General features: G+C 64.6%; 21 protein-coding genes. 11 read left to right on the forward strand and 10 right to left on the reverse strand.

Going from position 1 to position 24,062, the window contains the following annotated elements:
* Window positions 1-56: 56 nt before the first annotated feature.
* The 6 genes from AC1ROT_RS15960 (at window position 57) to AC1ROT_RS15985 (ending at window position 7,482) form a co-directional block, all read left to right on the forward strand.
* On the forward strand, window positions 57-950 hold the full coding sequence (locus tag AC1ROT_RS15960) for a pirin family protein (protein WP_493000153.1): 894 nt from the start codon (window positions 57-59) through the stop codon (window positions 948-950).
* Window positions 947-1,720, forward strand: coding sequence for a polyphosphate kinase 2 (ppk2, locus tag AC1ROT_RS15965; protein WP_493000154.1), 774 nt, complete (start codon window positions 947-949; stop codon window positions 1,718-1,720). Before AC1ROT_RS15960 ends, ppk2 begins: the two co-directional genes overlap by 4 nt.
* Window positions 1,721-1,810: 90 nt before the next feature.
* Window positions 1,811-3,268 carry an NAD-dependent succinate-semialdehyde dehydrogenase gene (locus AC1ROT_RS15970; protein WP_493000156.1) on the forward strand — a complete coding sequence of 486 codons (1,458 nt, stop codon included), beginning with the start codon at window positions 1,811-1,813 and terminating at the stop codon, window positions 3,266-3,268.
* 136 nt (window positions 3,269-3,404) lie between these two features.
* Complete coding sequence (locus AC1ROT_RS15975) at window positions 3,405-4,538, forward strand: NAD(P)/FAD-dependent oxidoreductase (RefSeq protein WP_493000157.1); 1,134 nt, start codon at window positions 3,405-3,407, stop codon at window positions 4,536-4,538.
* Window positions 4,535-6,607 (forward strand): molybdopterin-containing oxidoreductase family protein, encoded by a 2,073-nt coding sequence (locus AC1ROT_RS15980; RefSeq protein WP_493000159.1) that lies wholly within the window; start codon window positions 4,535-4,537, stop codon window positions 6,605-6,607. Before AC1ROT_RS15975 ends, AC1ROT_RS15980 begins: the two co-directional genes overlap by 4 nt.
* A gap of 440 nt (window positions 6,608-7,047) precedes the next feature.
* Window positions 7,048-7,482: a YciI family protein gene (locus AC1ROT_RS15985; RefSeq protein WP_492971577.1), complete on the forward strand. Its 435-nt coding sequence runs from the start codon at window positions 7,048-7,050 to the stop codon at window positions 7,480-7,482.
* Between the two features lie 93 nt (window positions 7,483-7,575).
* On the opposite strand, the gene AC1ROT_RS15990 is transcribed toward AC1ROT_RS15985, so the two are convergent.
* On the reverse strand, window positions 7,576-7,953 hold the full coding sequence (locus AC1ROT_RS15990) for a response regulator (protein ID WP_492971576.1): 378 nt from the start codon (window positions 7,951-7,953) through the stop codon (window positions 7,576-7,578).
* A gap of 280 nt (window positions 7,954-8,233) precedes the next feature.
* Between AC1ROT_RS15990 and AC1ROT_RS15995 the strand changes: the two genes are divergently transcribed.
* The gene (locus tag AC1ROT_RS15995) at window positions 8,234-8,959 is read left to right on the forward strand and encodes a hypothetical protein (protein ID WP_493000161.1); all 726 of its coding nucleotides are present in this window, start codon (window positions 8,234-8,236) and stop codon (window positions 8,957-8,959) included.
* Entirely contained in the window at window positions 8,956-11,616 is a 2,661-nt protein-coding gene (locus tag AC1ROT_RS16000) for an ATP-binding protein (RefSeq protein ID WP_493000163.1), read from the forward strand. The genes AC1ROT_RS15995 and AC1ROT_RS16000 overlap by 4 nt, the downstream gene beginning before the upstream one ends.
* Before the next feature lie 10 nt (window positions 11,617-11,626).
* On the opposite strand, the gene AC1ROT_RS16005 is transcribed toward AC1ROT_RS16000, so the two are convergent.
* The 6 genes from AC1ROT_RS16005 to AC1ROT_RS16030 form a co-directional block, all read right to left on the reverse strand.
* Window positions 11,627-12,409 (reverse strand): 3'(2'),5'-bisphosphate nucleotidase CysQ, encoded by a 783-nt coding sequence (locus AC1ROT_RS16005; protein ID WP_492971573.1) that lies wholly within the window; start codon window positions 12,407-12,409, stop codon window positions 11,627-11,629.
* A gap of 11 nt (window positions 12,410-12,420) precedes the next feature.
* The gene (locus AC1ROT_RS16010; RefSeq protein WP_493000165.1) at window positions 12,421-13,776 is read right to left on the reverse strand and encodes a TldD/PmbA family protein; all 1,356 of its coding nucleotides are present in this window, start codon (window positions 13,774-13,776) and stop codon (window positions 12,421-12,423) included.
* Window positions 13,777-13,826: 50 nt separating this feature from the next.
* Window positions 13,827-14,105: a hypothetical protein gene (locus tag AC1ROT_RS16015; RefSeq protein ID WP_493000166.1), complete on the reverse strand. Its 279-nt coding sequence runs from the start codon at window positions 14,103-14,105 to the stop codon at window positions 13,827-13,829.
* Between the two features lie 123 nt (window positions 14,106-14,228).
* Window positions 14,229-15,698, reverse strand: a complete 1,470-nt coding sequence (locus tag AC1ROT_RS16020; protein WP_493000167.1) for an adenylate/guanylate cyclase domain-containing protein — start codon at window positions 15,696-15,698, stop codon at window positions 14,229-14,231.
* 112 nt (window positions 15,699-15,810) lie between these two features.
* A complete protein-coding gene (locus AC1ROT_RS16025; RefSeq protein ID WP_492971569.1) occupies window positions 15,811-17,325 on the reverse strand; it encodes a UbiD family decarboxylase in 1,515 nt (504 codons plus the stop codon).
* Window position 17,326: 1 nt separating this feature from the next.
* Window positions 17,327-18,238 carry a DMT family transporter gene (locus AC1ROT_RS16030; protein WP_493000168.1) on the reverse strand — a complete coding sequence of 304 codons (912 nt, stop codon included), beginning with the start codon at window positions 18,236-18,238 and terminating at the stop codon, window positions 17,327-17,329.
* Window positions 18,239-18,313: 75 nt separating this feature from the next.
* Between AC1ROT_RS16030 and AC1ROT_RS16035 the strand changes: the two genes are divergently transcribed.
* Entirely contained in the window at window positions 18,314-19,048 is a 735-nt protein-coding gene (locus AC1ROT_RS16035) for a hypothetical protein (RefSeq protein WP_493000169.1), read from the forward strand.
* Here AC1ROT_RS16035 and AC1ROT_RS16040 read toward each other — a convergent pair whose 3' ends face one another.
* Together AC1ROT_RS16040 and ubiA are read right to left on the reverse strand one after the other, a co-directional pair.
* The gene (locus AC1ROT_RS16040) at window positions 19,049-19,801 is read right to left on the reverse strand and encodes a hypothetical protein (RefSeq protein WP_492971566.1); all 753 of its coding nucleotides are present in this window, start codon (window positions 19,799-19,801) and stop codon (window positions 19,049-19,051) included.
* Between the two features lie 54 nt (window positions 19,802-19,855).
* Window positions 19,856-20,797 (reverse strand): 4-hydroxybenzoate octaprenyltransferase, encoded by a 942-nt coding sequence (gene ubiA / locus AC1ROT_RS16045; RefSeq protein ID WP_493000170.1) that lies wholly within the window; start codon window positions 20,795-20,797, stop codon window positions 19,856-19,858.
* Between the two features lie 40 nt (window positions 20,798-20,837).
* Here ubiA and AC1ROT_RS16050 point away from each other — a divergent pair, with 40 nt between their 5' ends.
* Window positions 20,838-21,596, forward strand: a complete 759-nt coding sequence (locus AC1ROT_RS16050; RefSeq protein WP_492971564.1) for a 16S rRNA (uracil(1498)-N(3))-methyltransferase — start codon at window positions 20,838-20,840, stop codon at window positions 21,594-21,596.
* A gap of 162 nt (window positions 21,597-21,758) precedes the next feature.
* Window positions 21,759-23,123, forward strand: a complete 1,365-nt coding sequence (locus AC1ROT_RS16055; RefSeq protein WP_492971563.1) for a glutamate--cysteine ligase — start codon at window positions 21,759-21,761, stop codon at window positions 23,121-23,123.
* On the opposite strand, the gene AC1ROT_RS16060 is transcribed toward AC1ROT_RS16055, so the two are convergent.
* A complete protein-coding gene (locus AC1ROT_RS16060) occupies window positions 23,104-23,988 on the reverse strand; it encodes a hypothetical protein (protein WP_493000171.1) in 885 nt (294 codons plus the stop codon). The two genes, AC1ROT_RS16055 and AC1ROT_RS16060, sit on opposite strands and share 20 nt — an antisense overlap.
* Window positions 23,989-24,062 lie beyond the last annotated feature (74 nt).

Consider the following 24,062-nt stretch of genomic DNA (forward strand, 5'->3'; position numbering starts at 1 on the left):
TGCTGGCAGGGCTGAACGGATCGCGCTAGTCTCGGGGCTCTCCAGATGAGGTCCCGATGTCCGAAGCCGCCCTGCCTGATTCCGTCGATATGCTGATCGTGCCGCGCCTGCGCGACCTGGGGGACGGCTTCACCGTCCGCCGCGTCCTGCCGGTGGCCAAGCGCCGGCATGTCGGTCCGTTCGTCTTCTTCGACCATATGGGTCCGGCCCGGTTCGAGCCCGGCCAGGGTCTGGACGTGCGGCCGCATCCGCATATCGGGCTGGCCACCGTGACCTACCTGTTCGAAGGCGAGATCATGCATCGCGACAGTCTGGGCGTGGTGCAGCCGATCCGGCCCGGCGACGTCAACTGGATGGTGGCCGGCCGCGGCATCGCCCATTCCGAACGCACCCGCGACGAGATCCGCAAAAGCGGCGCTGGCCTGCATGGCATCCAGTCCTGGTTCGCGCTGCCGCAGAGCCATGAGGAAACCGAACCGACCTTCCACCATCATCCGGCGAGCAGCCTGCCGGAGATCGAAAAACCGGGCGCCCGCCTGCGCCTGATCGCCGGCAAGGCCTTCGGTGCCGAAGCACCGCCGCAGATCTTCGCGCCGATGTTCTATATCGATGCCCAGCTCAGCGATGGCGCAACCGTGCCGCTGCCGCAGGACTATGAGGAGCGTGCGGTTTATGTCGCCATCGGTGAAGTGATCCTGGATGGCCAGGTTTATGAAAGCGGCACCATGCTGGTGCTCAAGCCGGGCACCGACCCGAAGATCGTGGCCCGCGGCGCGGCGCGATTGATGCTGCTGGGCGGCGCGCCGCTGGATGGCGAACGGCATCTGTGGTGGAACTTCGTCTCGTCGTCCAAGGACCGCATCGAGCAGGCCAAGGCCGACTGGCGCGCCGGCAACTGGGCCAAGGTGCCGGGCGAAACCGAGTTCATCCCGTTGCCGGAGGGGATGTGAGCAGCAAGCCGGCCGTGGCGACCTACGACGATCAGCTGCGGAACCTGCAGATCGAGCTGGTGCGGCTGCAGCGCCATCTGATCAATACGGGCGGGACACTGCTGGTCCTGCTGGAAGGGCGCGATGGTGCCGGCAAGGACGGCATGATTCGGGTCATCCTCGAGCATATGAACCCGCGTGAATCGCGGGTGGTGGCGCTGGGCAAGCCGTCCGACCGCGAAGACACCCAGTGGTATTTCCAGCGCTATGTGGCGCATCTGCCGGCCGGCGGCGATTTCGTGCTGTTCAACAGAAGCTGGTACAACCGCGCCGGCGTCGAGCGCGTCATGGGATTCTGCAGCGACGAGGAGTACAAGCGGTTCCTGCGGGATGTCCCGGTTTTTGAAGATATGCTGATCCGTTCCGGCATCCACCTGTTCAAGTATTATCTCGACATCGACCGTGCCGAGCAGAAACGACGGTTGGATGACCGGCGCAAGGATCCGCTCAAGCAGTGGAAGATCAGCCCCATCGACGAAGCGGCGCTGAAACGCTGGAAAGATTACAGCCGGGCGCGCGACACCATGCTGGTGAAAACCAGCACACGGGCTTCGCCCTGGACCATCGTTTCGGCGAATAACAAGAAAACCGCCCGCCTGAACCTGATCCGCGACCTGCTCGGCCGCATCGATTACAAGGACAAGGGCAAGGCCGCGCCGCTGAAATCTGACCGCAGCATCGTCTTTCCATTTGAGACCCGCGCCCTGAGCGACGGGCGCCTGGCGAAATAGCCGGCAAAATTACGCTCCGGTCACAGCCTGCCTCTGGAAGCGCGGCCTTTGGGACGCTACCGTTTCGCGCAAAGCAAAAGGAGCCTCGCCATGACCCATCTCAAACATGCCGACCTGCTGCGCCGTCAGGCCTATATCGACGGGGCCTGGGTAGGCGCGGACAGCGGCAAGAGCTTCAAGGTAACCAATCCGGCCGATGGCGCCCTGATCGCCGAAGTGCCGGATATGGGCAAGGCCGAGACGAAGCGCGCCATCGAGGCCGCCCATGCCGCCGGCCCCGGCTGGGCCGGACGGACCGCCAAACAGCGCGCGGCAATCCTGCGCAAGTGGAACGACCTGATCCTGCAGCATCAGGATGACCTCGGCGCGCTGATGACGCTGGAGCAGGGCAAACCGCTGGCCGAGGCCAAGGGTGAAGTGGCCTATGGGGCCAGCTTCGTCGAATGGTTCGCCGAGGAAGGCCGCCGCATCTATGGCGATACCATCCCCGGCCACGCGGCGGATAAACGCATCGTCGTGATCAAGCAGCCGATCGGCGTGGTCGCCGCGATCACGCCATGGAATTTCCCCATCGCCATGATCACCCGCAAAGTGGCGCCGGCGCTGGCCGCCGGCTGCACCGTGGTGGTCAAGCCGGCCGAGGACACGCCGCTCTGTGCCCTGGCGCTGGCGCATCTGGCTGCCGAGGCCGGCATCCCGAAGGGCGTGTTCAACGTCATCACCTCGTCCCATGGCGCCGAAGTCGGCACAGAACTGACCACCAATCCCATCGTGCGCAAGGTCTCCTTCACCGGCTCCACGGAAGTCGGCAAGATCCTGATGCGCCAGAGTTCGGACACGCTGAAGAAGCTGTCGCTGGAACTGGGCGGCAATGCGCCGTTCATCGTCTTCGACGATGCCGATATCGACGCGGCGGTCGCCGGTGCGATGATCTCGAAATACCGCAACACCGGCCAGACCTGCGTCTGCACCAACCGCTTCTTCGTGCAGGAGGGCGTATACGATGCCTTCGCCAAGAAGCTGACCGAAGCCGTGAAGATCCTGAAGACCGGCCCGGGTTTTACCGAGGGTGTCAACCAGGGCCCCCTGATCAATACCGATGCGCTGGACAAGGTGGAGCGTCTGGTCGCCGATGCCAAGGCCAAGGGTGCCAAGGTGTTGGTCGGCGGTGAACGGCACGAACTGGGTGGTACATTCTATCAGCCCAGCGTGATCGTCGATGCGACCACGCAGATGGATTCCGCGCAGGAGGAAATCTTCGGGCCCGTCGCGCTGGTCTACAAGTTCAAGGACGAGGCCGATGCGATCCGGCTGGCCAACGATACGGTCTATGGCCTGGCCGCCTATTTCTACAGCCGCGACATCGGTCGCGCCTGGCGTGTGGCCGAGAAGCTGGAATACGGCATGGTCGGCATCAACGAGGGCCTGATCTCCACGGCGGAAGCGCCGTTCGGCGGCATCAAGGAATCCGGTCATGGCCGCGAAGGCTCGAAATACGGCATCGACAGCTTTGTCGAGCTGAAATACCTGTGCTTTGGCGGTGTGTGAGTAGAAGACACACGGCGCAGTATCGGGCCATGTCCTGAAGGCATTGGTACTGCCCTGCCGCGAGTCCTATAGTCCGGTGAGTCGCTGACGGCGCGAAAGACGGCCGCGGCGCTCCCCAGGACTGGAAGAGGACCGCATGACGGATCGTTGCGACGTTGTGATTATCGGCGGCGGTATCGCCGGCGCCGGCGCGGGTTATGAACTGGCGCGCGCCGGCAAGACGGTGGTGCTGCTGGAACGCGAGAGCCAGCCGGGCTATCACACCACCGGCCGCTCGGCGGCTTTGTTCGCCGAGACCTATGGCAATGCGCCGATCCGCGCGCTCACGGTGGCCAGCCGCGACTTCCTGATGAACCCGCCGGCGGGTTTCGCTTCCGTGCCGATCCTGACGCCGCGCGGCGCGCTGCATATCGGCAGCACCGAACAGGCCGCCGAACTGGACCGCAAATACGACGACATGCGCAAGCTGGTGCCGACGGTGAAGCGTCTGGGCGCAGCCGAGACCCAGGCAATGATGCCGGTACTGAAGCCCGAAGCCGTCAGCGGCGGCGCGCTGGCCGAACCCGACGCCATGGATATCGAGGTCCATGCCCTGCATAACGGCCTGCTGCGCGGCATGACCGCTGCCGGCGGCCGGATGATCACCGATGCGGAAGTCACCGGTCTGTCCCAGATCAATGGCGATTGGCAGGTCGAGACCAGCAAGGGCAGTTTCAGCGCGCCGGTGGTCATCAACGCCGCTGGTGCCTGGGCCGATGTGATCGGCGCGATGGCCGGTGCGACCCCCATCGGCCTGAAGCCCAAGCGCCGCACGGCCGTCACCTTCGATCCGCCGGCTGGTGCCGACATCCATGCCTGGCCGATGGTGATCGATGCCGACGAGGAGTGGTACTTCAAACCTGACGCTGGCCGCATCCTGCTGTCGCCCTGCGACGAGACGGACTCCGAGCCGACCGACGCCCAGCCCGACGAGATGGACATCGCCATTGCGGTCGACCGGCTGGAGACGGTGTCGACGCTCCAGGTTCGCCGCCTGGCCGCCAAATGGGCGGGCCTGCGCAGCTTCGTCGCCGACCGCACGGTGGTTTGCGGCTTCGACAAACAGAAATCCGGTTTCTTCTGGCTGGCGGGGCAGGGCGGCTATGGTATCCAGACCTCCGCCGCCATGGCCCGGGTTGCATCGGCGCTGGCGCAGGGCCGGGCTTTGCCGCAGGATGTGGCTGATCTCGGCCTGACCGAGAAGGACCTGAGCCCAGCCAGACTGAGATGAACGCGCCTTTTGCCCCAGCCAAAAAAGTCGGCCACAGCGCCTGCCCGCATGACTGCCCGTCGACCTGCGCGCTGGAGATCGAGCTGCTGCCGGACGGCCGCATCGGTAAGGTGCGCGGCGCCGAGGACAACAGCTACACGGCCGGCGTGATCTGCGCCAAGGTGGCGCGCTATGCCGAGCGCGCCAACCACAAGGAGCGGGTGCTGCAGCCGCTGCTGCGCACCGGCCCGAAGGGCAGCGGCCAGTTCACGCCGATCTCCTGGGAGGAGGCGCTGGACCGCACGGCCGAGGCCATGCTGGCGGCCGAGCGCGACTTCGGCAGCGAAAGCGTCTGGCCCTATTACTATGCCGGCACCATGGGCCTGGTGCAGCGTGACGGCATCAATCGCCTGCGCCATGTGAAGAAATATTCCGGCCAGCATTCCACCATCTGCGTCACATTGGCGCGCGCCGGCTTCATCGCCGCGACCGGGCATCTGAGTGGCCCCGACCCGCGCGAGATGGCCAAGAGCGACCTGGTCGTCATCTGGGGCACCAACGCGGTGCATACGCAGGTCAACGTGATGACCCATGCGATCCGCGCCCGCAAAGAGCGCGGCGCCAAGATCGTGGTGATCGACGCCTATCGCAATGCCACCGCCGAACAGGCCGACATCGCCCTGATCGTGAAGCCGGGCACCGACGGTGCGCTGGCCTGCGCGGTGATGCATGTGCTGTTCCGCGACAACCTCGCCGACCGCGACTACATGGCGCGCTACACCGATGCGCCGGCCGAGCTGGAGGCGCATCTGCAGTCGCGCGATCCCGTCTGGGCCGAGGCCATCACCGGCATTCCGGCTGCCGAGATCGAGGCCTTCGCGCATCTGCTGGGCGAGCGCCGCCGGCATTACTTCCGGCTCGGCTACGGCTTCGCCCGCAGCCGCAACGGCGCGGTCAACATGCATGCCGCCACCTGCATCGCCTCGGTCACCGGCGCCTGGAAATACGAGGGCGGCGGCGCCTTCCACAACAACGGCGCCATCTTCAACTGGAACAAGACCCTGATCGACGGGCTGGATGCGGTGGACCCGAAGGTCCGCCTGCTCGACCAGTCGCAGATCGGCCCGGTGCTGACCGGAGATCCGGAAGCGCTGCGGCATGGCGGCCCGGTCAAGGCGCTGCTGATCCAGAATACCAATCCGATGGAAGTGGCGCCGGAATCCTGGCTGGTGAAGCAGGGCTTCGAACGCGAGGACCTGTTCGTCTGCGTGCATGAGCAGTTCATGACCGCGACCGCGAAGATGGCCGATATCGTGCTGCCGGCCACCATGTTCACCGAGCATGACGACATCTACCAGGCCGGCGGACAGCAGCATATCCTGCTGGGGCCGAAGCTGGTGGAAGCGCCGGGCGAGGCGCGCGAGAATCATTATGTCATCTCGGAGCTGGCCAGACGCCTGGGCGCGAAACATGCCGGCTTCGACATGACCGCCGAGGAGATCGTCGAGGCCACGCTGAAGGCGTCACACTGGCCCGATGTGGCGACGCTGCGGGCACAGAAATGGCATGACTGCCAGCCTGAATTCGACACCGCGCATTTCCTCAACGGGTTCAACTGGCCAGACCGCAAGTTCCGCTTCAAGCCCGACTGGGCGGCGATGGGTCCGAATCCTGCCGGCATGCCGGCGCTGCCCGATCACTGGCTCAGCATCGAGACGGCGACGGCGGAGCATCCCTTCCGGATGATCACTTCGCCGGCGCGCAACTTCCTCAACACCAGCTTCACCGAGACGCCGACCTCGACCAAGAAGGAACACCGCCCGACGCTGTTCATCCATCCGGACGACGCGGCGGAGTTGAGCATCGCCGATGGCGATCTGGTGCGTATCGGCAACCGCCGCGGCAATATCCGCATCCATGCCAAGCTGTACAAGGGCGTACAGCGCGGCGTGACCGTGGTGGAAAGCATCTGGCCGCACAAAGCCTTCGTCGACGGCATGGGCATCAATGCGCTGACCGGCGCCGATGCTGCCCAGCCCAATGGCGGCGCCGCCTTCCACGATAATGCCATCTGGGTCCGGACGACGTAGTCGTCCGGCGGGCCATCTGAATCCGCACGACGTAATGGCTTGGCCATTCCGGCTTATCTCGTCTTATTCGGTGCTTATTTCGTTTTATCCGGCCTCTGTTGAGTCTTGTTCGGGGCTTAAACCGGCTTATGCGATCCTTATTCGGGCTTATTCCGTCTTATCGCGTCTTGATCGCGCGCTCGTTGTCCAGACGGGCCGTTCATACCCGTGCATATTTTCGTATTCACGATTTTCATCAGCGGCAGATCGGTGAATTGACAATATGGAACATACAGCGTACATTATAAAGGAATAAAGTCAAGATCCGGGAAGGCGCGCGTCTTCAGGCGTTACGTGCGCGGGCCAAAAATTTCAGACCGGGTGTCGGATCGGTTTGGCCGCCAGCGTCCTGTGGGCATGGGCCGCCGATACGGCCGCCACGGATCAACAGGAGACAGACAATGCGCGTGATGGTGTTGGTGAAGGCGACCAAGGACAGCGAAGCAGGCATCATGCCCCCGGCCGAACTGTTCGAGGCCATGGGCAAGTACAACGAACTGCTGATCAAGGCGGGCATCATGCAGAGCGGCGATGGCCTGCAGCCTTCGTCGAAGGGCAAGCGGATCGCCTTCGATGGCGCCAGCCGCACCGTCATCGACGGGCCGTTCGCCGAAACCAAGGAAGTGGTGGCCGGCTTCTGGATCTGGACGGTGAAGGACATGGCCGAGGCCGTCGAATGGGTGAAGCGCTGCCCCAATCCGATGATGGGGCCGAGCGAGATCGAAATTCGCCCGTTCTACGAGATGGAAGATTTCGGCGACGCGGTGACCCCGGCGGTGGCCGAGCATTTCGACCGCATGCGCGACGAGCTTGCGGCCAAGAACGCCAAGTCCTAAACCCCGGGTTCAGATATTGTCAGCATCGGCCGCCGCCTTCGCGCTGCGGCCGATGCGCCCGGCAAAATCTGCAAGGCATCACCCGACTGCGGGTCAGGGCTCGACGGATTTTCCCGGTAGCGTCCGGATCAACTCGAGAAGCTGCTGTTTCCGGAACGGCTTTTCCAGTGTCGCCACGGCGCCGAACTGTTGTGCGATCCGCAGGAAATCGAAATTCGATGTGCGGCCACCGCCGGAGACGGCGACGATCTGGGTTTCCGGATACTGCTTGCGCATCATACGGATCGTTTCGACCCCTTCCTGGTTCGGCATGATGATATCGGTCACCACCAGATCGGCCGGATCCGCCTGCATCAGGGCCATGCCGATGCGACCATCCGCGGCTTCGGCCACGGTGTAACCGGCTTCTTTCAGAACGGCGGTAATCAGCGCGCGCATACCGGGTTCATCGTCGATGACAAGCGCCTTCATTCTTTGTCCTCAGGTAACAACGAGGTGCGGTTGATATTCTCGCTGGATTTCATCCCTGCAGATTGCAATATTCAAAAAAACAGTACGATGATTTTTCTGAGAGCGCCCCATAACAAACTGATAAACGGGGAATGTCCTGGTCCAGGATCGCGCGCGCGCAGAGAAGAATACTGGCACAAGCCAGACAGAGTGCGGCGCGGCAAGCGCTGCAGAAGACCGCGTTGTCTCAGACGAAATTCCCGGAAATCCAGATAAAGCGGTCAGCGAGTCTGATGCGGCAATGCAGTATCTGCCGATGTGGGACATACGACGGCATGCAATTTCAACCTATGTCGCCACAACGCGCGGCCTTGCCGTAACCGGCGGTGATGCCGGGGAGGCCGGCAGCCTTTCGGCGCTGCGGCATCATCTGGATGCAGACCATATGGCCCTGCAGCGCGTAGCGCAGGACCTGGGCGACCTTCTGGATGCAGGATTGCGCGCGCTGGTCTCGCTGCCGGTGCACTACGAGACGGTCGCATCTGCTGCAACGCGTACGGAGTATTTACAGGAAATCAGGAGCCTGCCTGCCGATACCCGCAAGCACCTGATCGTGGAATTCGTCGGTCTGCCCAAGGGCATTCCCGGCGTCCGGCTGATCGATGTCACCACCGGAATCAAGCAGCTCTGCCGGTCGGTGATTGTGCAGGTCCAGCCGACCGAGACACCCTTCACGATCATGCGGGATGCGGGCATCAAGGTCTGCGGCCTGCGTCTGGCCGCGCGGCCCAGCGACGAAACGAAAACGATCGCGCTGCTGAACGGCTTCGCGGCGGCGGCTCAGAAGGCCCGCTTTGAAACCTACCTGCAGGGCTCGCCGTCACTCAGCCTGACCGCCGCCGCCGTGGCGGCCGGCTTTACCTATATCGCGGGCGATCCTGTTGCCTCGCCGGCGGCCGGACTGAAAATGGTCGAGCATTTCGGCCTCGACGATCTCTATATCCGGATGCTGGGGGTCGGGACGTGAGCGGTCTTCCTGTCGCATCGGACGACAAGTCGGAACGAATATTCAGTCTCCGGGCCAAGGTCGTCAGCTTTCTCATCCTGGTCCTGGCCGGGACGCTGCTGATCATCATGGGCAACACCTGGTTTCACTATCAGTCCCTGAAACGCAAGATCGACCAGGACGGGCTGTATCTGGCCGCGCGCGCCACCGCTTCGGCCAGCCGCATCATCGATGCCCAGGTCGGGCATCTTCACCTGATGGCGCGCCTGGCCCATGGCCTGGGGTTCAACCGCGAGCAGTGCAGGAGCGATATATTCAGTTTTCTCCATGAACAGGCGCGCTATCTGACCATGGGGATCGCATCTCTCGATGGCGAGATCCTGTGCGTGGGAACGCGCTCCGGCGAGACGGTGACCTCGATCGAAGATCGCGACTGGTTCCAGGAGCTGCAGAACGGGCGCCGGTCATTCTTCCAGGTGACCTATGGCAGACTGAGCAAGCGTCCGGTTCTGGTCAGTGCGATGCGCGTCGATACGCCGAATGAAAGGCCGGTCGTCGTTTTCTCCTCCATCGACCTGGTGTGGCTGGCCGGCGTCCTGCGTCTGGAGGCGGCCGATACCGACAACACGATCCTGATGATGCTGGATGCCGCCGGCCGGATGGTGGTGCATACGGGCGCGAATAACGACGTGAATCTGGACCGGGAAACGCCGCCGGCGCTGTGGCAGGCGGCGAAAGGCAGCGAAAGCCGGGCCACAGCCGCGGATGTCGACGGTGTGGAGCGCCATTTCAACATCATGCCGATCATCCTCGGCGGGCAGGCGACCTTCCACCTGCTGGCCGGGATCAACGCGGATACCGCGGCCGAGCAGGCCTTGCAGACCCTGAGAACGCTGATTACGCCTTACATTCTGTTCACCATTCTCGTGGCGGTTCTGGGCTTTGTTTTTGCCGAGCGTGCACTGACCCGGCCGATCCAGGCCGTGCTGGCATCGGTACGGCGCTATGCGGGCGGCGACCAGCGGGCCCGGCTTGGACCGCCCTATATCCGCGGCGAGATCGGTTTGCTGGGCCAGGGGCTGGACCAGCTGGCGGATGCAGTGGAGGAGCGCAGCAAGGCCCTGTTCCGCAGCGAGCAGCGTATCGCGGCGACGCTGGCCCGCATGGAGGCCCTGATCGCGGCCTCGCCGGTTCCCATTGTCTGCCTGGCCAGGGACATGCGCGCGCTGTTCTGGAGTCCTGCCGCCGAGAAAGTCTTCGGATATTCGGCCGCAGAGGTGATCGGCCAGATTCCGCCCATCGTGCCGCCGGAAGAATTCCCGAGGGCGCAGGCCTATGTCGCCAGGGTTTTCAATGGCGAGACGCTGACCCATGTCGACCTGCATCGCCTGCACAAGGATGGCCGGCTGCTGGAGGTGCGGGCGTCTTTCGCGCCGCTGCATGATGAAGCAGGCCATATCGACGGCGCCGTGGTGATCTTCCAGGATGAAACGGATCGCCGGCTGGTCGAGCGGCAGTTCGCCCAGGCCCAGAAAATGGAAGCGATCGGCCAGCTGACCGGTGGCCTGTCGCATGACTTCAACAATCTGCTGGGTGTCGTGATCGGCAATATGGATTTCATCCTCGATGCCGTGGAGGACGATCCGGTCCTGAAGGGATACGCGGATTCAGCCCTGGCGGCCGCCCTGCAGGGTGCGGAACTGAACAAGCGCCTGCTGGCCTATGCCCGGCGGCAGCCGCTGGCGCCGGAGGTCGTGCGCCTGGGCGACGAGATCGGCAATATCCTCAGCCTGCTCAAACGGACGCTGGGCGAGCATATCGTGGTGAAGTCGAAGGTGGCGCCCGAGGTCTGGCCGGTGCTGGTGGATCCGAGCCAGCTGCAGGCCAGCGTCATCAATCTCGGCGTCAATGCCCGCGATGCCATGCCCGGCGGCGGCATCCTGGAGGTCGATGTTTCCAACCGGATTCTCGATACCGAGAGCCTGCAGGAAGATGGAACCAAAATTCCGCGCGGGCGCTATGTCGTGCTCTGCGTTTCCGATACCGGCACCGGCATGCCGGACGACGTCCTCAAGCGGATATTCGAGCCGTTTTACACCACCAAGGAGGTGGGCAAGGGTTCGGGCCTTGGCCTCAGTATGGTCTATGGCTTCGTGAAGCAGTCCGGCGGTCACATCACCTGCTATTCCGAATTCGGCAAAGGCACCACGTTCCGCCTTTACCTGCCCTATGCGGATGGCGACGCCGAAAGCAAGGAAATCCCTGTGGAGGCCAGTACCATGGCGTTGTCTCGGGAAATCATGGTTCTGCTGGTGGAGGACAATGCCGATCTGCGGCAGGTGGCCAACCAGCAACTCAGACAGATCGGTTGCGAGGTGATGGAAGCCGTCGACGCCGCCTCTGCCCTCGTGCATCTGCAGAGCGATGTGAAATTCGACCTGATGCTGTCGGATATCGTGATGCCGGGCGGCATGGATGGTCGCCAGCTCGCCGAGGCGGCGGCAAAACTGCGGCCGGATATGAAGGTGCTGCTGATGTCGGGCTATTCCGACCCGCGCATGACAAGGTCCCGCGGCGACCGATCCGATGGGGACTGGCCCCTGCTGACCAAACCCTTCCGCCGCCGCGACCTGCTGGAGGCGATGCTGGACCTGCTGCCCGGGCTCAAAAACGGCTGACGCCGCGCCGTCACGATTTGCGCGTTTTCAGCAGATCCACAAGGTCATCGAAGACATAGGCGCCGGTGGCGATCACGGACGGGTGCCGGTGATCGGCGCTGGCATAGTCCAGCAGCACGCCGTCGGCGGTGCTGACGCGACCGCCGGCCTCGCGCACCAGCAGGTCGGCGGCGGCGATATCCCAGTCGCTTTTCGGCGTCAGGCTGATGGCGGCGTCGAATTTGCCGGCCGCCACCAGCGCCATGCGATAGGCAATCGAATTGCGGTAGCCGAAATCGGCCTTGGCGGCGCGGCTGAGCCAGCCATGCTTCTCGAAGGTGCGGCGCGAGGCGAGGAAGCGGGCTTCCTTCAGGCTGGCATGGCCCGAGGTCTGGATCGGCTTGCCGTTCAGCTTGGCGCCACCGCCCGCTGTGGCCTCGAAGAATTCCTCGCTGGCCGGATTGTAGATCGCAGCCAGCACCGGCTGGCCGTCCTGCAGCAGGGCGACGCAGACGGTGAATTCCGGCTTGCCCTCGATGAAGGCCCGGGTGCCGTCGATCGGGTCGATGACCCAGACGCTGCCGGCTTTCGCCGCACGGCGTTCGCTTTCCTCGCTGAGCCAGCCGTAATCGGGCCGTGCGGCAGCCAGCCGCTCATGCAGCAGCTTGTCGACGGCGAGATCGGCTTCCGAGACCGGGTCGTTGGGCTTCTTGTTCCAGGACTTCACGCCATTGGTGAAATAGCCAAGCGCCAATGCGCCGGCTTCGCGCACGGCAGCGGTCATCAGTTCGTGATCCTGCCGGAAGGATGTCATGGCTTTGGCCGTCAGCGCCCGGCGACGGTCATGCCCTCGACCCGCAGGGTGGGGGCATCGATGCCGCCGCGGAACACCAGATCGTTCGCGGGGGTGAGCTGGGCATACATCTGCTTCAGGTTGCCGGCGACGGTGATTTCCGACACCGCCTCGGCGATCTGGCCGTCGCGGATCACGAAACCGGACGCGCCGCGGCTGTAATCGCCGGTCACGCCGTTGACGCCCATGCCGATCAGCTGGGTGACATAGACGCCTTCCTTGATATCGGCCATGAGTTCGGCGGGCGACAGGCTGCCGGGCTGCAGGTGCAGGTTATAGGCCGAGGGCGAGGGCGGCGAGGATGTGCCGCGCGAGGCATGGCCGGTGCTCTGCATGCCGAGCTGGCGCGCGGTGGCGCAATCGAGCAGCCAGGTGGTGAGGCGGCCATCGTCGATGAGGTTGCGGGTGGCGGTGCCCACGCCTTCCAGGTCGAACCAGCAGGAGCGGAAGGCGCGCGGCCGGTGCGGATCGTCGACAATGGTGATGCCGGGCGCAAACACCATCTCGCCGAGCCGGTCTTTCAGGAAGGATGTGCCGCGGGCCACGGATGCGCCGTTGATGGCGCCGAGCAGATGGCCGACCAGGCCCGAGGCCACGCGCGGATCGTAGACGATCGGCATCGGCTTGCTGTCGAGCTTGCGCGGGTTGAGCCGCTTCACCGCGCGCTCGCCGGCCTTGCGCCCGATGCTCTCGGGCGAGGGCAGGTCGGACAGATGCGTGCGCACTTCGGAATCGTAATCGGTTTCCATGCCGGTATCCTTGCCGGCGATGGCCGAAGCCGAGACGCTGTGCCAGCCGATCCAGCCGGCACCGTTGAAGCCGGCGGTGTTGGCATAGGCGGTCATGGAAAAGGCGCGGCCGGCGCTGCCGCCATCGGAATTGGTCACGCCGGGCACCGCCATGGCGGCGGCCTCGGCTTCGCGGGCGCGTTCCAGCAGCTGCGGCATTTCCAGTTCGACACTGTCGAAGATGTCGAAATCCTGCGGCTGGGTGGCGAGCTGCGCCGCATCGGGCAGGCCGCAGAATTTGTCCTCGGGCGCGGCGCGCGCCATGCTGACGGCGCGGGCGACCAGGTCGTCCAGGGTGGCAGCGGTGAAATCGGTGGTGGAGACGCAGGCCTGCTGCCGGCCGACCAGCACGCGCAGACCAAGCTCACGGCTTTCCGAACTCTCGACATCCTCGGGCTGGCCCAGCCGCACGCCGGCGCCGAGCGAGCGGGACTCGTGATACATCGCATCGGCCCCGTCGGCACCGGCCCTGCGGGCGGCCGCGATCAGGTCGGCGACGATGGTCTGTGCCTTGGCGGCACGCTGGGCGGTATCGGACATGGTGCGGTGCTCGAAGATCGGGGACGGAAGGCAGGACGCGGGCCGACAGGTCAGTCGGCCTTATCGTCCATCCTGTAAGACATATATGCAACGATGGCGACAAAACAACCGACCACCCAGGCCAGCGGACTGAGCGCATCCTGCCAGACGCGCCAGTCCTCGCCGGTGATCCGGGCCGCGATCTGGGCGGCCAGTTCCAGCAGCAGGAAGCCGATCCCGGCGCCCAGCGCCATGGAAAACACCAGATTCCAGGCGGCACGCATCAGGCTGGCCGGATGCCACCAGGGCAGCAGGTCGCGCTGGGAGGGTTGGGGCGGACGGAAGATCATCGGGGCAGGCTGGCAAGAATGGGATACGCGGGTCAAGCCCGCGTATGACAAATGGATGGAATTGGCCCGCTAAACAAGAACAGTCACCCGCGGACTTGATCCGCGGGTCCCATTTCTGACCGGTCAGTGGATGGTCGGTACCGCGTCGGGCGCATCGGCTTCCGGCGTCACCCCGGGAGTCACCGGCGGGCGGGCCAGAATCCACAGCACCATGCGGTCGCGCAGGCCGCGGATCGGCTGGGGCTTCAGCGCCACCAGATCGCGCACGGCGCCCAGATCGCCACGGGTCTCCTCGCCCAGCTTGTCGATGAAAGCCTGGCTCAGGCAGAGCTGGGCGTTCAGCGTGCGGGTCATCTGTTCCAGCCGGTGCGCCACATTCACCGTCTCGCCGATCAGGGCGTATTCGATCCGGGTCTCGTCGCCGATATTGCCAAGCGTCAGCGGGCCGTAATGGACGCCGACGGCCAGATGCAGCGGCACCTGGCGCAGCAGCTTGCGCTGGCGGTTCAGGTGATCCATCTCGCGCAGCATGGCGCGGGCGGCCAGCAGGGCGGCCGAGGCATCGCGCGGGCCGGCGCGCGGCGTGCCGAAGGAGGCCATGATGCCGTCGCCGAGATATTTATCCAGCGTGCCGGCATTGTCGGCGACGGCGCGCGAGAGGCGCTGGTGCACCTCGCGCAGAATGCCGATGGTCTGCTCCGGCGTATGGTCGTCGGCGATCTGGGTGAAGCCGACGATATCGGCGAACAGCACGGCGGCATCGAGCTGCTTGACCTGGCCCATGGCGTCGTCCATCTGCGACAGTTCCTCAGCCATATGCGGCGAGAAATGGCGCGAGAGATTGCGGCGGGCGCGTTCGCTTTCTACCTGGCGCGCGATCAGGTAGCGGCCACGCTGCACCGAGACGGCCAGTAGGCCGCCGATCATGGCGACCAGGATCAGGCGCGGCAGGAATTCGCCCAGCCGCACATTCCAGGGGTCGAGGATATAGGCAATGCGTTCGCCCACCGGCATATGCAGGATGTTGTCGAAGCGGCTGCCGAAGGTGACGCCGTCCTGCATGACGACATAGACGGTGCCCAGGCTCCACCAGAACAGGGCGGCCAGGGTGGTGGCGAGCACGGCGCGTGGCGACTGGCCGAGCGCCGAGAGCACCACGAACAGCGTCACATAGAGGATGGTGTCGAAGCCGAGCCGCATCGGCGCCGGCAGCGGGTTGAGGTCGAAGGGATTGGGCAGCGCGATGGCGGCCACCAGCAGCGCCATGTCAATGAAGGGGAACAGCCAGTGCATCCAGGGCCGGTCGATGCCGGGCCTGCGCATCAGCATCTGCAGGTAGGACGAAAAGGCAAAGGCGCCGAGATAGCCGTAGTAGTTCAGCGCCAGCGGGAAGCCCATCTCGACGCTCAGAATGCAGGCGACGACGAAGCAGACAGCGAAGCGCAGACCCATGGTCATGCGCAGGGCATCGTATTCCTCGGCACGGAAGGCGGTTTCCAGACGCGCGGCTTCGGCGGGATCGGGCTGGGCCTTGTGCCAGCCGCCGCAAACCCGCGTGTGCATCCAGTCATGCAGGCGTTGGAACAGCCCCATTGACTCCGGTCTTCCCTGTTTTAAGCGTCCCTGTGGTGCGGATTGCAGCAGCGAACCGCGCCGCCGTCAATCGGCCGCCCTGTGACTTAGGCCACAGGACAACCCGAATTGATCATTTCCAGATCGGTTTGCCCGATCCGGGCAGGCCGAGTTTGGACCATTTTTCGGTGACGGTGCGGATGACATCGTCATCCATGCGGATTTTCTCGCCCCATTCGCGCTTCGTCTCCGGCGGCCATTTGTTGGTGGCGTCGAGGCCGATCTTGCTGCCGAGGCCGGATTCCGGCGAGGCGAAATCGAGATAGTCGATCGGGGTATGCTCGACGAACGTAATATCGCGCGCCGGGTCCATGCGGGTCGACATCGCCCAGACCACATCCTTCCAGTCGCGCGCGTTGATGTCGTCGTCCACCACGATGATCCACTTGGTGTACATGAACTGGCGCAGGTAAGACCACACGCCCATCATCACGCGCTTGGCATGGCCCGGATAGGCCTTCTTCATGCTGACCACGGCGACGCGATACGAGCAGCCTTCCGGTGGCAGCCAGAAGTCGACGATCTCGGGGAACTGCTGGCGGATCAACGGCACGAAGACATCGTTCAGCGCCTCGCCCAGCACGCTGGGTTCGTCCGGCGGCCGGCCGGTGAAGGTGCTGAGATAGATCGGAGCCTTGCGCATGGTGATGGCGCTGACGGTGAAAACCGGGAACTGCTCGACGGAATTGTAATAGCCGGTGTGGTCGCCATAGGGGCCTTCGTCGCGGTAATCCTCCAGCGACACATGGCCTTCCAGCACGATCTCGGCTTCTGCGGGCACTTTCAGCGGAATGGTCTTGCAATCCACCAGCTCGACCTTCTTGCCACGCAGCAAGCCGGCGAACTGGTATTCCGACAGCGTTTCCGGGATCGGCGTCACGGCGGCGAGAATAGTGCCCGGATCGGCGCCGATGACGACCGCGGCGGGGAAGGGCTCGCGTTTGCCGGCCTGCTTCCAGCGCTGGTGCTGCTGGGCGCCGCCGCGATGCTTGAGCCAGCGCATCAGGGTCTGGTTCTTGTTCAGCACCTGCATGCGATAGATGCCGAGATTGAAGCGGTCGGTTTTATCCGTTTTGCTCGGGCCTTGTGTGACGACCAGCGGCCAGGTGATCAGCGGCGCCGGCTCGCCCGGCCAGCAGGTCTGGATCGGCAGCGCGTTGAGATCGATATCGTCGCCCTGCAGCACCACCTCATGCACCGGCGCGCTGCTCACCGTTTTCGGCTGCATCGCCATCACGGTTTTTACCAGCGGCAGCAGGTTGAGCGCCTCGCGGAAGCCGCCGGGCGGTTCGGGCTGGCGCAGGAAGGCGAGCGTCTCGCCGACATCCTTCAGTTCGGACGGCTCGCGGTCCATACCCCAGGCGACGCGCTCGACGGTGCCGAAGAGATTCACCAGCACGGGGATGTCGCTGGGCGTGCCGTCGGCGCGCACGGGTTTTTCGAACAGCACCGCCGGACCGCCCTCGGCCAGCAGGCGGGTCTGGATCTCGGTCATTTCCAGCACGGTGGAGACGGGCTCGCGCACACGCACCAGCCGGCCCTTCTGTTCCAGCTGGGTCATGAAGTCGCGCAGCGAGGCGTAAGGCATGTCAGACCGGATCCGGCTTGTGGGTGGCGAAATAGAGGCCCGGCAGAACCAGCGCCGCGCCGAGCCAATGGTAGAATGCAAAGGCCTCGCCGAGGAAGAGCCAAGCCATCAGTGCCGTGTAGACCGGGGCGAGATACAGCATCAGGCCGGTGCGGTTCGGGCCCAGATGCTTGGTCATGTAGCTGAAGGTGGCATAGGCGCCGACGCCCGGCACCACGATCAGCGTGATTACGGCGGCCACGGTGGGCAGGTTGAAGACCGGCGGGCCGGCCACGGCCAGTTCGAAGGCCTGCACCGGCAGCATCACCACCACGCCGGCAAAGGCGATGGCGGCCAGCCGCGCGGTGACGCTCAAACTGCTGCGCCAGTGCTTCAGTAAAACACTGTAGAGCGCCCAGGAAACGGCGGCGCCGAGGATGATCAGGTCGCCCGGCGTGAAGGTCAGATGCAGGATGGTGGCCAGGTCGCCGCGCAGGATGATCGCCAGCACGCCGGCCAGCGCAAAGGCCGTGCCAATGCCCTGACGCAAGGAGAAGCGTTCGCCGAACAGCAGGCGGCTGAGCAGGATGATCATCACCGGTGAGGTGGCGTAAATGAGCCCAATGTTGGTGGCCGTGGTGGTCGACGCACCGTAATAGACGGCAGCGCCGCAGATGCCCATGCCGAGAAAGCCCAGCACGAACAGATGGCCCAGTTCGCGGCGTAAGGACGCGCGGCCGCGCCACAGCTCGGCCCAGCAGAAGGGCAGCAGCAGGATCACAACGCCGAGCCAGCGCATCTCGGCCAGCGCCACCGGCGGGATCAGGCCGGCCGTGGCGCGCGCCAGCACCATGTTGGTGGTGAACATGGCGGGCGTCAGGAACAGCAGGATCTGGGCGATGCGCAGGTCGCGCGGCGAGGAGGCGGCTTCCATGGCCGGCAGATTAGGCGGCGGGCCCTGGATAGACCAGTGCTTGACCCTGCCTCACGGGCGGCTTAAGCCACAGGCATGCGCCGCTTTCCCGCTGAATTCGCTGATCTGCTGACCGTGAAGGGCGATGCCCTGCTGGCCGGCCGCCATGCGCAGGCCGGCGCATTGGCCAATCCGCGCACGCGCTTTCTGGCCCTGGACGGCCTGGTCGATCTGCGGCAGGCAAAAGCTGTCACCGCCCTGCTCGACAGGGCGCTGCTGTCGCATTTGCGCGAGATGGCGCAGCCGATCCCGCCGGAGACGATCTGGGAGCAGACGCAGAATTACGCGGAAGTCCTGCCCAAGACGATGCGCCAGCGCACCGCGCATCTGGACAATCCGCGCTCGGCGGCATTCCGGGTGGCAAAAGAGATCGGCCTGATCGGCTGCCTGCGCTCGGACAGCTATCGCGCCTTCGCCGCCGCGCTGGCCGGGCGGACTTTAAGAAAGAAGTATGGCCTGCAGGCGATTGCCTATGCGACGGGCGACTATGCCGGGCCGCATACCGACCACCATCCGGAAGAACCGCTGGCAGCGCGCGGCTATCTCGACATGCATATCAGCTTCGCCACGCCTGCGGTGCGTGACCAGTATCTGGTCTATGCGAAGACCGGGCATTTCACCGAGATGGTGGAGGTGACGCAGAAGCCCGGTCTGGTCACGGCCTATCGCCTGCCGTTCTGGCATTACACCACGCCGCTGCGGGCCAAACCGAAGCAAGAGGCGAATGCCCGCCGCTGGGTGCTGCTGGGCACGTTCCTGTTCGAGGACTGATTACGGTGCCAGGTAGCCGCCCTTGGGCGCCTTGTCGAGTTTGCCGCCGAGGTCCTTGACGGCCTTGATATAGGCGGCTTCAGACTTGTAGGGGCCGAACTTCTTGAAATCATCCGGCGTGCAGGCGGTCAGCTTGCCGGCATCCTTTGGCTTGATCTTGAAATAGCCGCCATCGCGATGAATCACCGGGATGATCTTTTTCTTGCGGCTGAAGACCCGGCGCATGGTGGCCGAGTGGCTTTTCATGGTCTCATATTCTTCCGGGTCGAGCTTGAAGATGCGCTCGAAGGCGGCAACCATCTCCTCGACGAACTTGCGCTCGACCACCTGCATGTTGGAAATGATCCAGCAGCGGTCCTCGAAATCCCAGTAATAGGTCAGGCCGATGAATTTTCCGGCCTTGTCCAGGTAGGGATAGAAGGGGAAGGAGCGGCAGGCGATGGTGCGGTTGTCGCGCTCGCAGAAGGCGGCGCCCTTGCACTCGACCGCGCAGGCATGACTGGTCAGCTCGTTGACGATCTTGCGCGAGACCGCATCGTTCGGCTTGTAGTCGAACCACAGATCGGTGCGGCTTTTCAGCAGCTTGTATTCGGCCTTGTCCACCACCGGAATGGCGTTCTCGGTCGAGCAGCAGACCGGCTGTCCGCCGTTCAGCGGGGCGCATTTGCGACCGCAATCCACGAAGGCCAGATTGGCGTTGTATTGGCTGTACAGGCTCGCGAAGTCCTGCGGAGTGATTCGGCGCTTGGTCATGGCCGGAACATACGCGGCGCACCGTTATTCGCCAAGGATTATGCTGAGGCAGCGCTAGCCCAATAAGAAGGCAACGAAGAGGATGAGGCCGGTATCGCGATTTGCCCGGAATTTCACGAGGCAGTCAGCACTGTCATCAGGCTTTAACGTCAGCACCTGCCAGGCGAAATGCAGTGCGGCCAGGCCGAGGCAGATCCAGAAGGGCCAGTTTAAAGCCGCCATCCAGCCGACCAGGGCGAGGCCGATCAGCGTGAGGTCATAAAAGCCGGCGATCCACAGGCGGGCATGGCTGCCGAACAGCCGGGCCGTGGATTTCACCCCGATCAGGGCATCGTCTTCCTTGTCCTGCAGCGCATAGACGGTGTCGTAGCCCAGCGTCCAGACGATGCCGGACAGGTAGAGGACCAGCGTGGTCCAGTCGAGCCGGCCACTGACGGCCGCATAGCCCAGCACTGCGCCCCAGTTGAACGCCAGGCCAAGGAAGAACTGCGGCCACCAGGTGACGCGCTTCATGAAGGGATAGATCGCCACCAGGCCCAGCGAGGCGACGCCCAGCAGGATGGCGAGGCCGTTCATCTGCATGAGGATGACGAAGCCGACCAGCGCCTGCAGAACCAGCCAGAGCCAGGCCTGGGTCACGCTGACCTGGCCCGAGGGAATCGGCCGCAGGCGGGTACGTTCCACCTGGCCGTCGAAATCGCGGTCGACGATGTCGTTGAAGGTGCAGCCGGCGCCGCGCATGACCAGGGCGCCGATGCCGAACAGGACGATCAACCAGACATCCAGGTCGGCCTCGGCCGGACGGGCCAGCGCGATGGCCCACCAGCCGGGCAGCAGCAGCAGCCAGGTGCCGATGGGGCGGTCCAGCCGCGACAGCCGCGCATAGGGCCGCAGGCCGGCCGGCAGCCAGCGCTCGACCCAGTGGCCGGCCACTGCGTCCGCGGGTGCCTGATCGGTGACGTCGCGCCTATGGTCATTCTTGGCCGGCTTTGTCATAACGCTGCTGTAGTCCAGCCGTGGGACCCGCACAAGTCCAATGACCGACGCCGTCAAAGCCCGCCTCCATGTGCCCGATGACCTGACCATCGGCGGCGGCATCCTGCTGGCCGAGGACCAGGCGCATTACCTGCGCCATGTGCTGCGACTGGAGGCCGGAGCGGCCGTGGCGCTGTTCAACGGCCGCGACGGCGAGTTTCGCGCCACGATTGCCGAAGCCGGCAAGAAGGCCTGCCGGCTGACCGTCGAGGCGCTGCTGCGCCCGCAGCCGGCGGCGCCGGATGTGTGGCTCTGCTTCGCGCCGATCAAGCAGGGCCGCATCGAGATGATTGTCGAGAAGGCGACCGAGCTGAATGCCGGTCGTCTGCTGCCGGTCATCACCCGACGGGTGCAGATGCAGAAGGTGAATGCCGAGCGGCTGTTCGCCCATGCGCGCGAGGCGGCCGAGCAATGCGAGCGGCTGACGGTGCCTGACGTGGCGGAAGCGGTCACGCTGGAGAAACTGCTGCAGGCCTGGCCGGCGGATCGCCGTCTGCTGGTCTGTGCCGAACGGGCCCATAATACCGGTGGGGACGCGCAACCGCTGCTGACGGCTGTGCAGGCCCTGCCGCCGGCGACGAAGGTGGCGCTGCTGGTCGGGCCCGAGGGCGGCTTCGCACCGGAAGAACTGGAACGTCTGATGAGCCTGCCGCAGGCCTTGCCCGTCACGCTTGGACCGACGATCCTGCGGGCCGAGACGGCGGCGATTGCCGCCATGGCCATTTTACAATCGGCCCGCGAGAATTCCGGGGGAAATTAGTCGTCGTTCCGTCATCCATCGGCGGTATTCCGGTACTGGACATCCGTTTCCATCTGCCCCATATGCCCGGTACTTATGACCTGTGCATCCTGGGGGAAGTCACCGGGATCGCTGACGTCCCGCCCGCGTAAACGAATAATAAAAATCACCGAGGTTTATTGCATGTCCGGTCCCGCCCAGGCCCCAGAGACGCCCATCACGTCCAAGGCGCAGCTTGTCGAATACCTGGCGCAGGGCTCCAAGCCCTCTGCCGACTGGCGCATCGGCACCGAGCACGAGAAATTCGCCTACACTACCGCCGACTACCGGCCGCTGCCCTATGAGGGCGCGGTCGGCATCCAGCGCCTGCTCACCGAGCTGCAGCGGTTCGGCTGGGAGAAGGTCGAAGAGAACGGCAAGGTCATCGCGCTGGTGATGGACAACCAGTCGATCACGCTGGAACCGGGCGGGCAGTTCGAGCTGTCGGGCGCGCCGCTGGAGACCATCCACCAGACCTGTATCGAGGTCTCGACGCATCTGAAGCAGGTGCGCGAGATCGGCGGCGAACTCGGCTTCGCCATGATGGGACTGGGCTTCAATCCGAAATGGCGCCGCGCCGATATCCCGGTGATGCCCAAGGGTCGCTACGGCATCATGCGCGCCTATATGCCCAAGAAAGGCAATCTCGGCCTCGACATGATGCTGCGCACCTGCACCGTGCAGGTGAATCTCGACTATTCTTCCGAAGCCGACATGGTGAAGAAATTCCGCACCGGCCTGGCGCTGCAGCCGCTGGCCACCGCGATGTTCGCCAACTCGCCCTTCACCGAAGGCAAGCCGAACGGCTTCCTGAGCTACCGCAGCCAGATCTGGACCGACACCGATCCCGACCGTACCGGCATGCTGGGCTTCGTCTTCGACGATGCGATGAGCTTCGAGCGCTATGTCGACCATGCCCTCGATGTGCCGATGTATTTCGTCTATCGCGACGGCACCTATATCGACGCCTCGGGCCAGAGCTTCCGCGATTTCATGGCCGGCAAGCTGCCCGCTTTGCCCGGCGAACTGCCCACACTGCGCGACTGGGCCGACCACATCACCACGCTGTTCCCCGAGGTGCGGCTCAAGCGCTTCCTGGAGATGCGCGGCGCCGATGGCGGCCCGTGGTCGCGGCTCTGCGCCCTGCCGGCTTTGTGGGTCGGCCTGCTGTATGACCAGGGCGCGCTGGATGCGGCCTGGGACCTGTGCCGCGACTGGACGCTGGCCGAACGCGAGCAGCTGCGCATCGATACGCCGAAATACGGCTTGCACACGCCGCTGCGCGGCCGGCCGCTGAAATATTACGCCGAACAGATGCTGCAGATCGCCATGGGCGGCCTGAAGGCGCGTTCGCGCCTGTCGCCGGCCGGCGAGGATGAGACGCATTTCCTCGAGCCGCTGGTGCGGATCGTGGAGAGCGGCGAAACGCCGGCGGAAGCCTTGCTGAAGCTGTATAATGGCCGCTGGAACAAGTCGGTCGATCCGGCCTTCAGCGAACTGGCTTACTGATCCATTCTTTCAGCCGCGCCTCGTCATAGAGCGAGCGCGGCGCCTCGGCGGCAAAGGCGGGCGGCGGCACGGCCACGGCCTGGCGCAGGTCTTTCAGTGCCTCACGCGCCTGCGGCCATTGTCCGCCTTCGGCCAGGCCGGCGATGATGGCCAGCCGGCGCGACCATTCCTCGAGCGCGCCGCGGCTGCCGCGCATGTCGTCTTCAGCAAACCGTTCGTGGATGAAACCGAGCTGGCTGCGGATCATCACGGTCATCCGTTCGGCCAGCGCCGGTTCTTCCTCGGCCAGTGGCACGCGCAGGGCATCGAAATAGCGCAACAGGTCGGCCAGGTCCTGCGCCAGAGTCACCCGGCTGTCGGTGGCCGGCGCCGGCTGGAGTTTCTCCTGATAGGCCACCAGTGCATCCAGCAGCAGGCCATCGGGTTCGGCGCCGGCAAACTCGGTAACGATGACCCGGCGGGTGAACTCGCGCAGCGACGCCGTGCGCTTGTCCTGGCCGAAACGCTCCTTCGTCTTCACGCCGCGCAGGCTCGGAATTTCCAGCGGATTATGCCGGCCATCCTCGCCACGCAGGTTCCAGAAGGCATGGCTGACATCGATGCTGCCCGGCTTGTCCGAAAGCCCCGGAATGAAGAAAGCAGTCGTCGCATGACCATTGGCGTGGCAGGCCTGACAGGACAGCCCGGCCTTGCGCGCCGTGCCTCCCAGGATGTCGGGGCTGCGGAAGGCCAGGCGACCGAATTCGACGTAGAAGCTCTGGCTCTCGCCGCCATCCAGCGCTTCCACGGGGCGATGGCTGAGCGCCTGCGTTGACAGGCTGCCAGGCGGCAGCCATTCCAGCGCGCCGGTCAGCGACTGCGCCATGGCGGGCACAGCAGGACCGGCCAGCGTAAAAGCCAGGAGCAGGGCAAGGGGACGGCGCAAAAGGTAGCGCACGG

Source organism: Ferrovibrio sp. GW821-FHT12E11 (genome assembly GCF_058806975.1).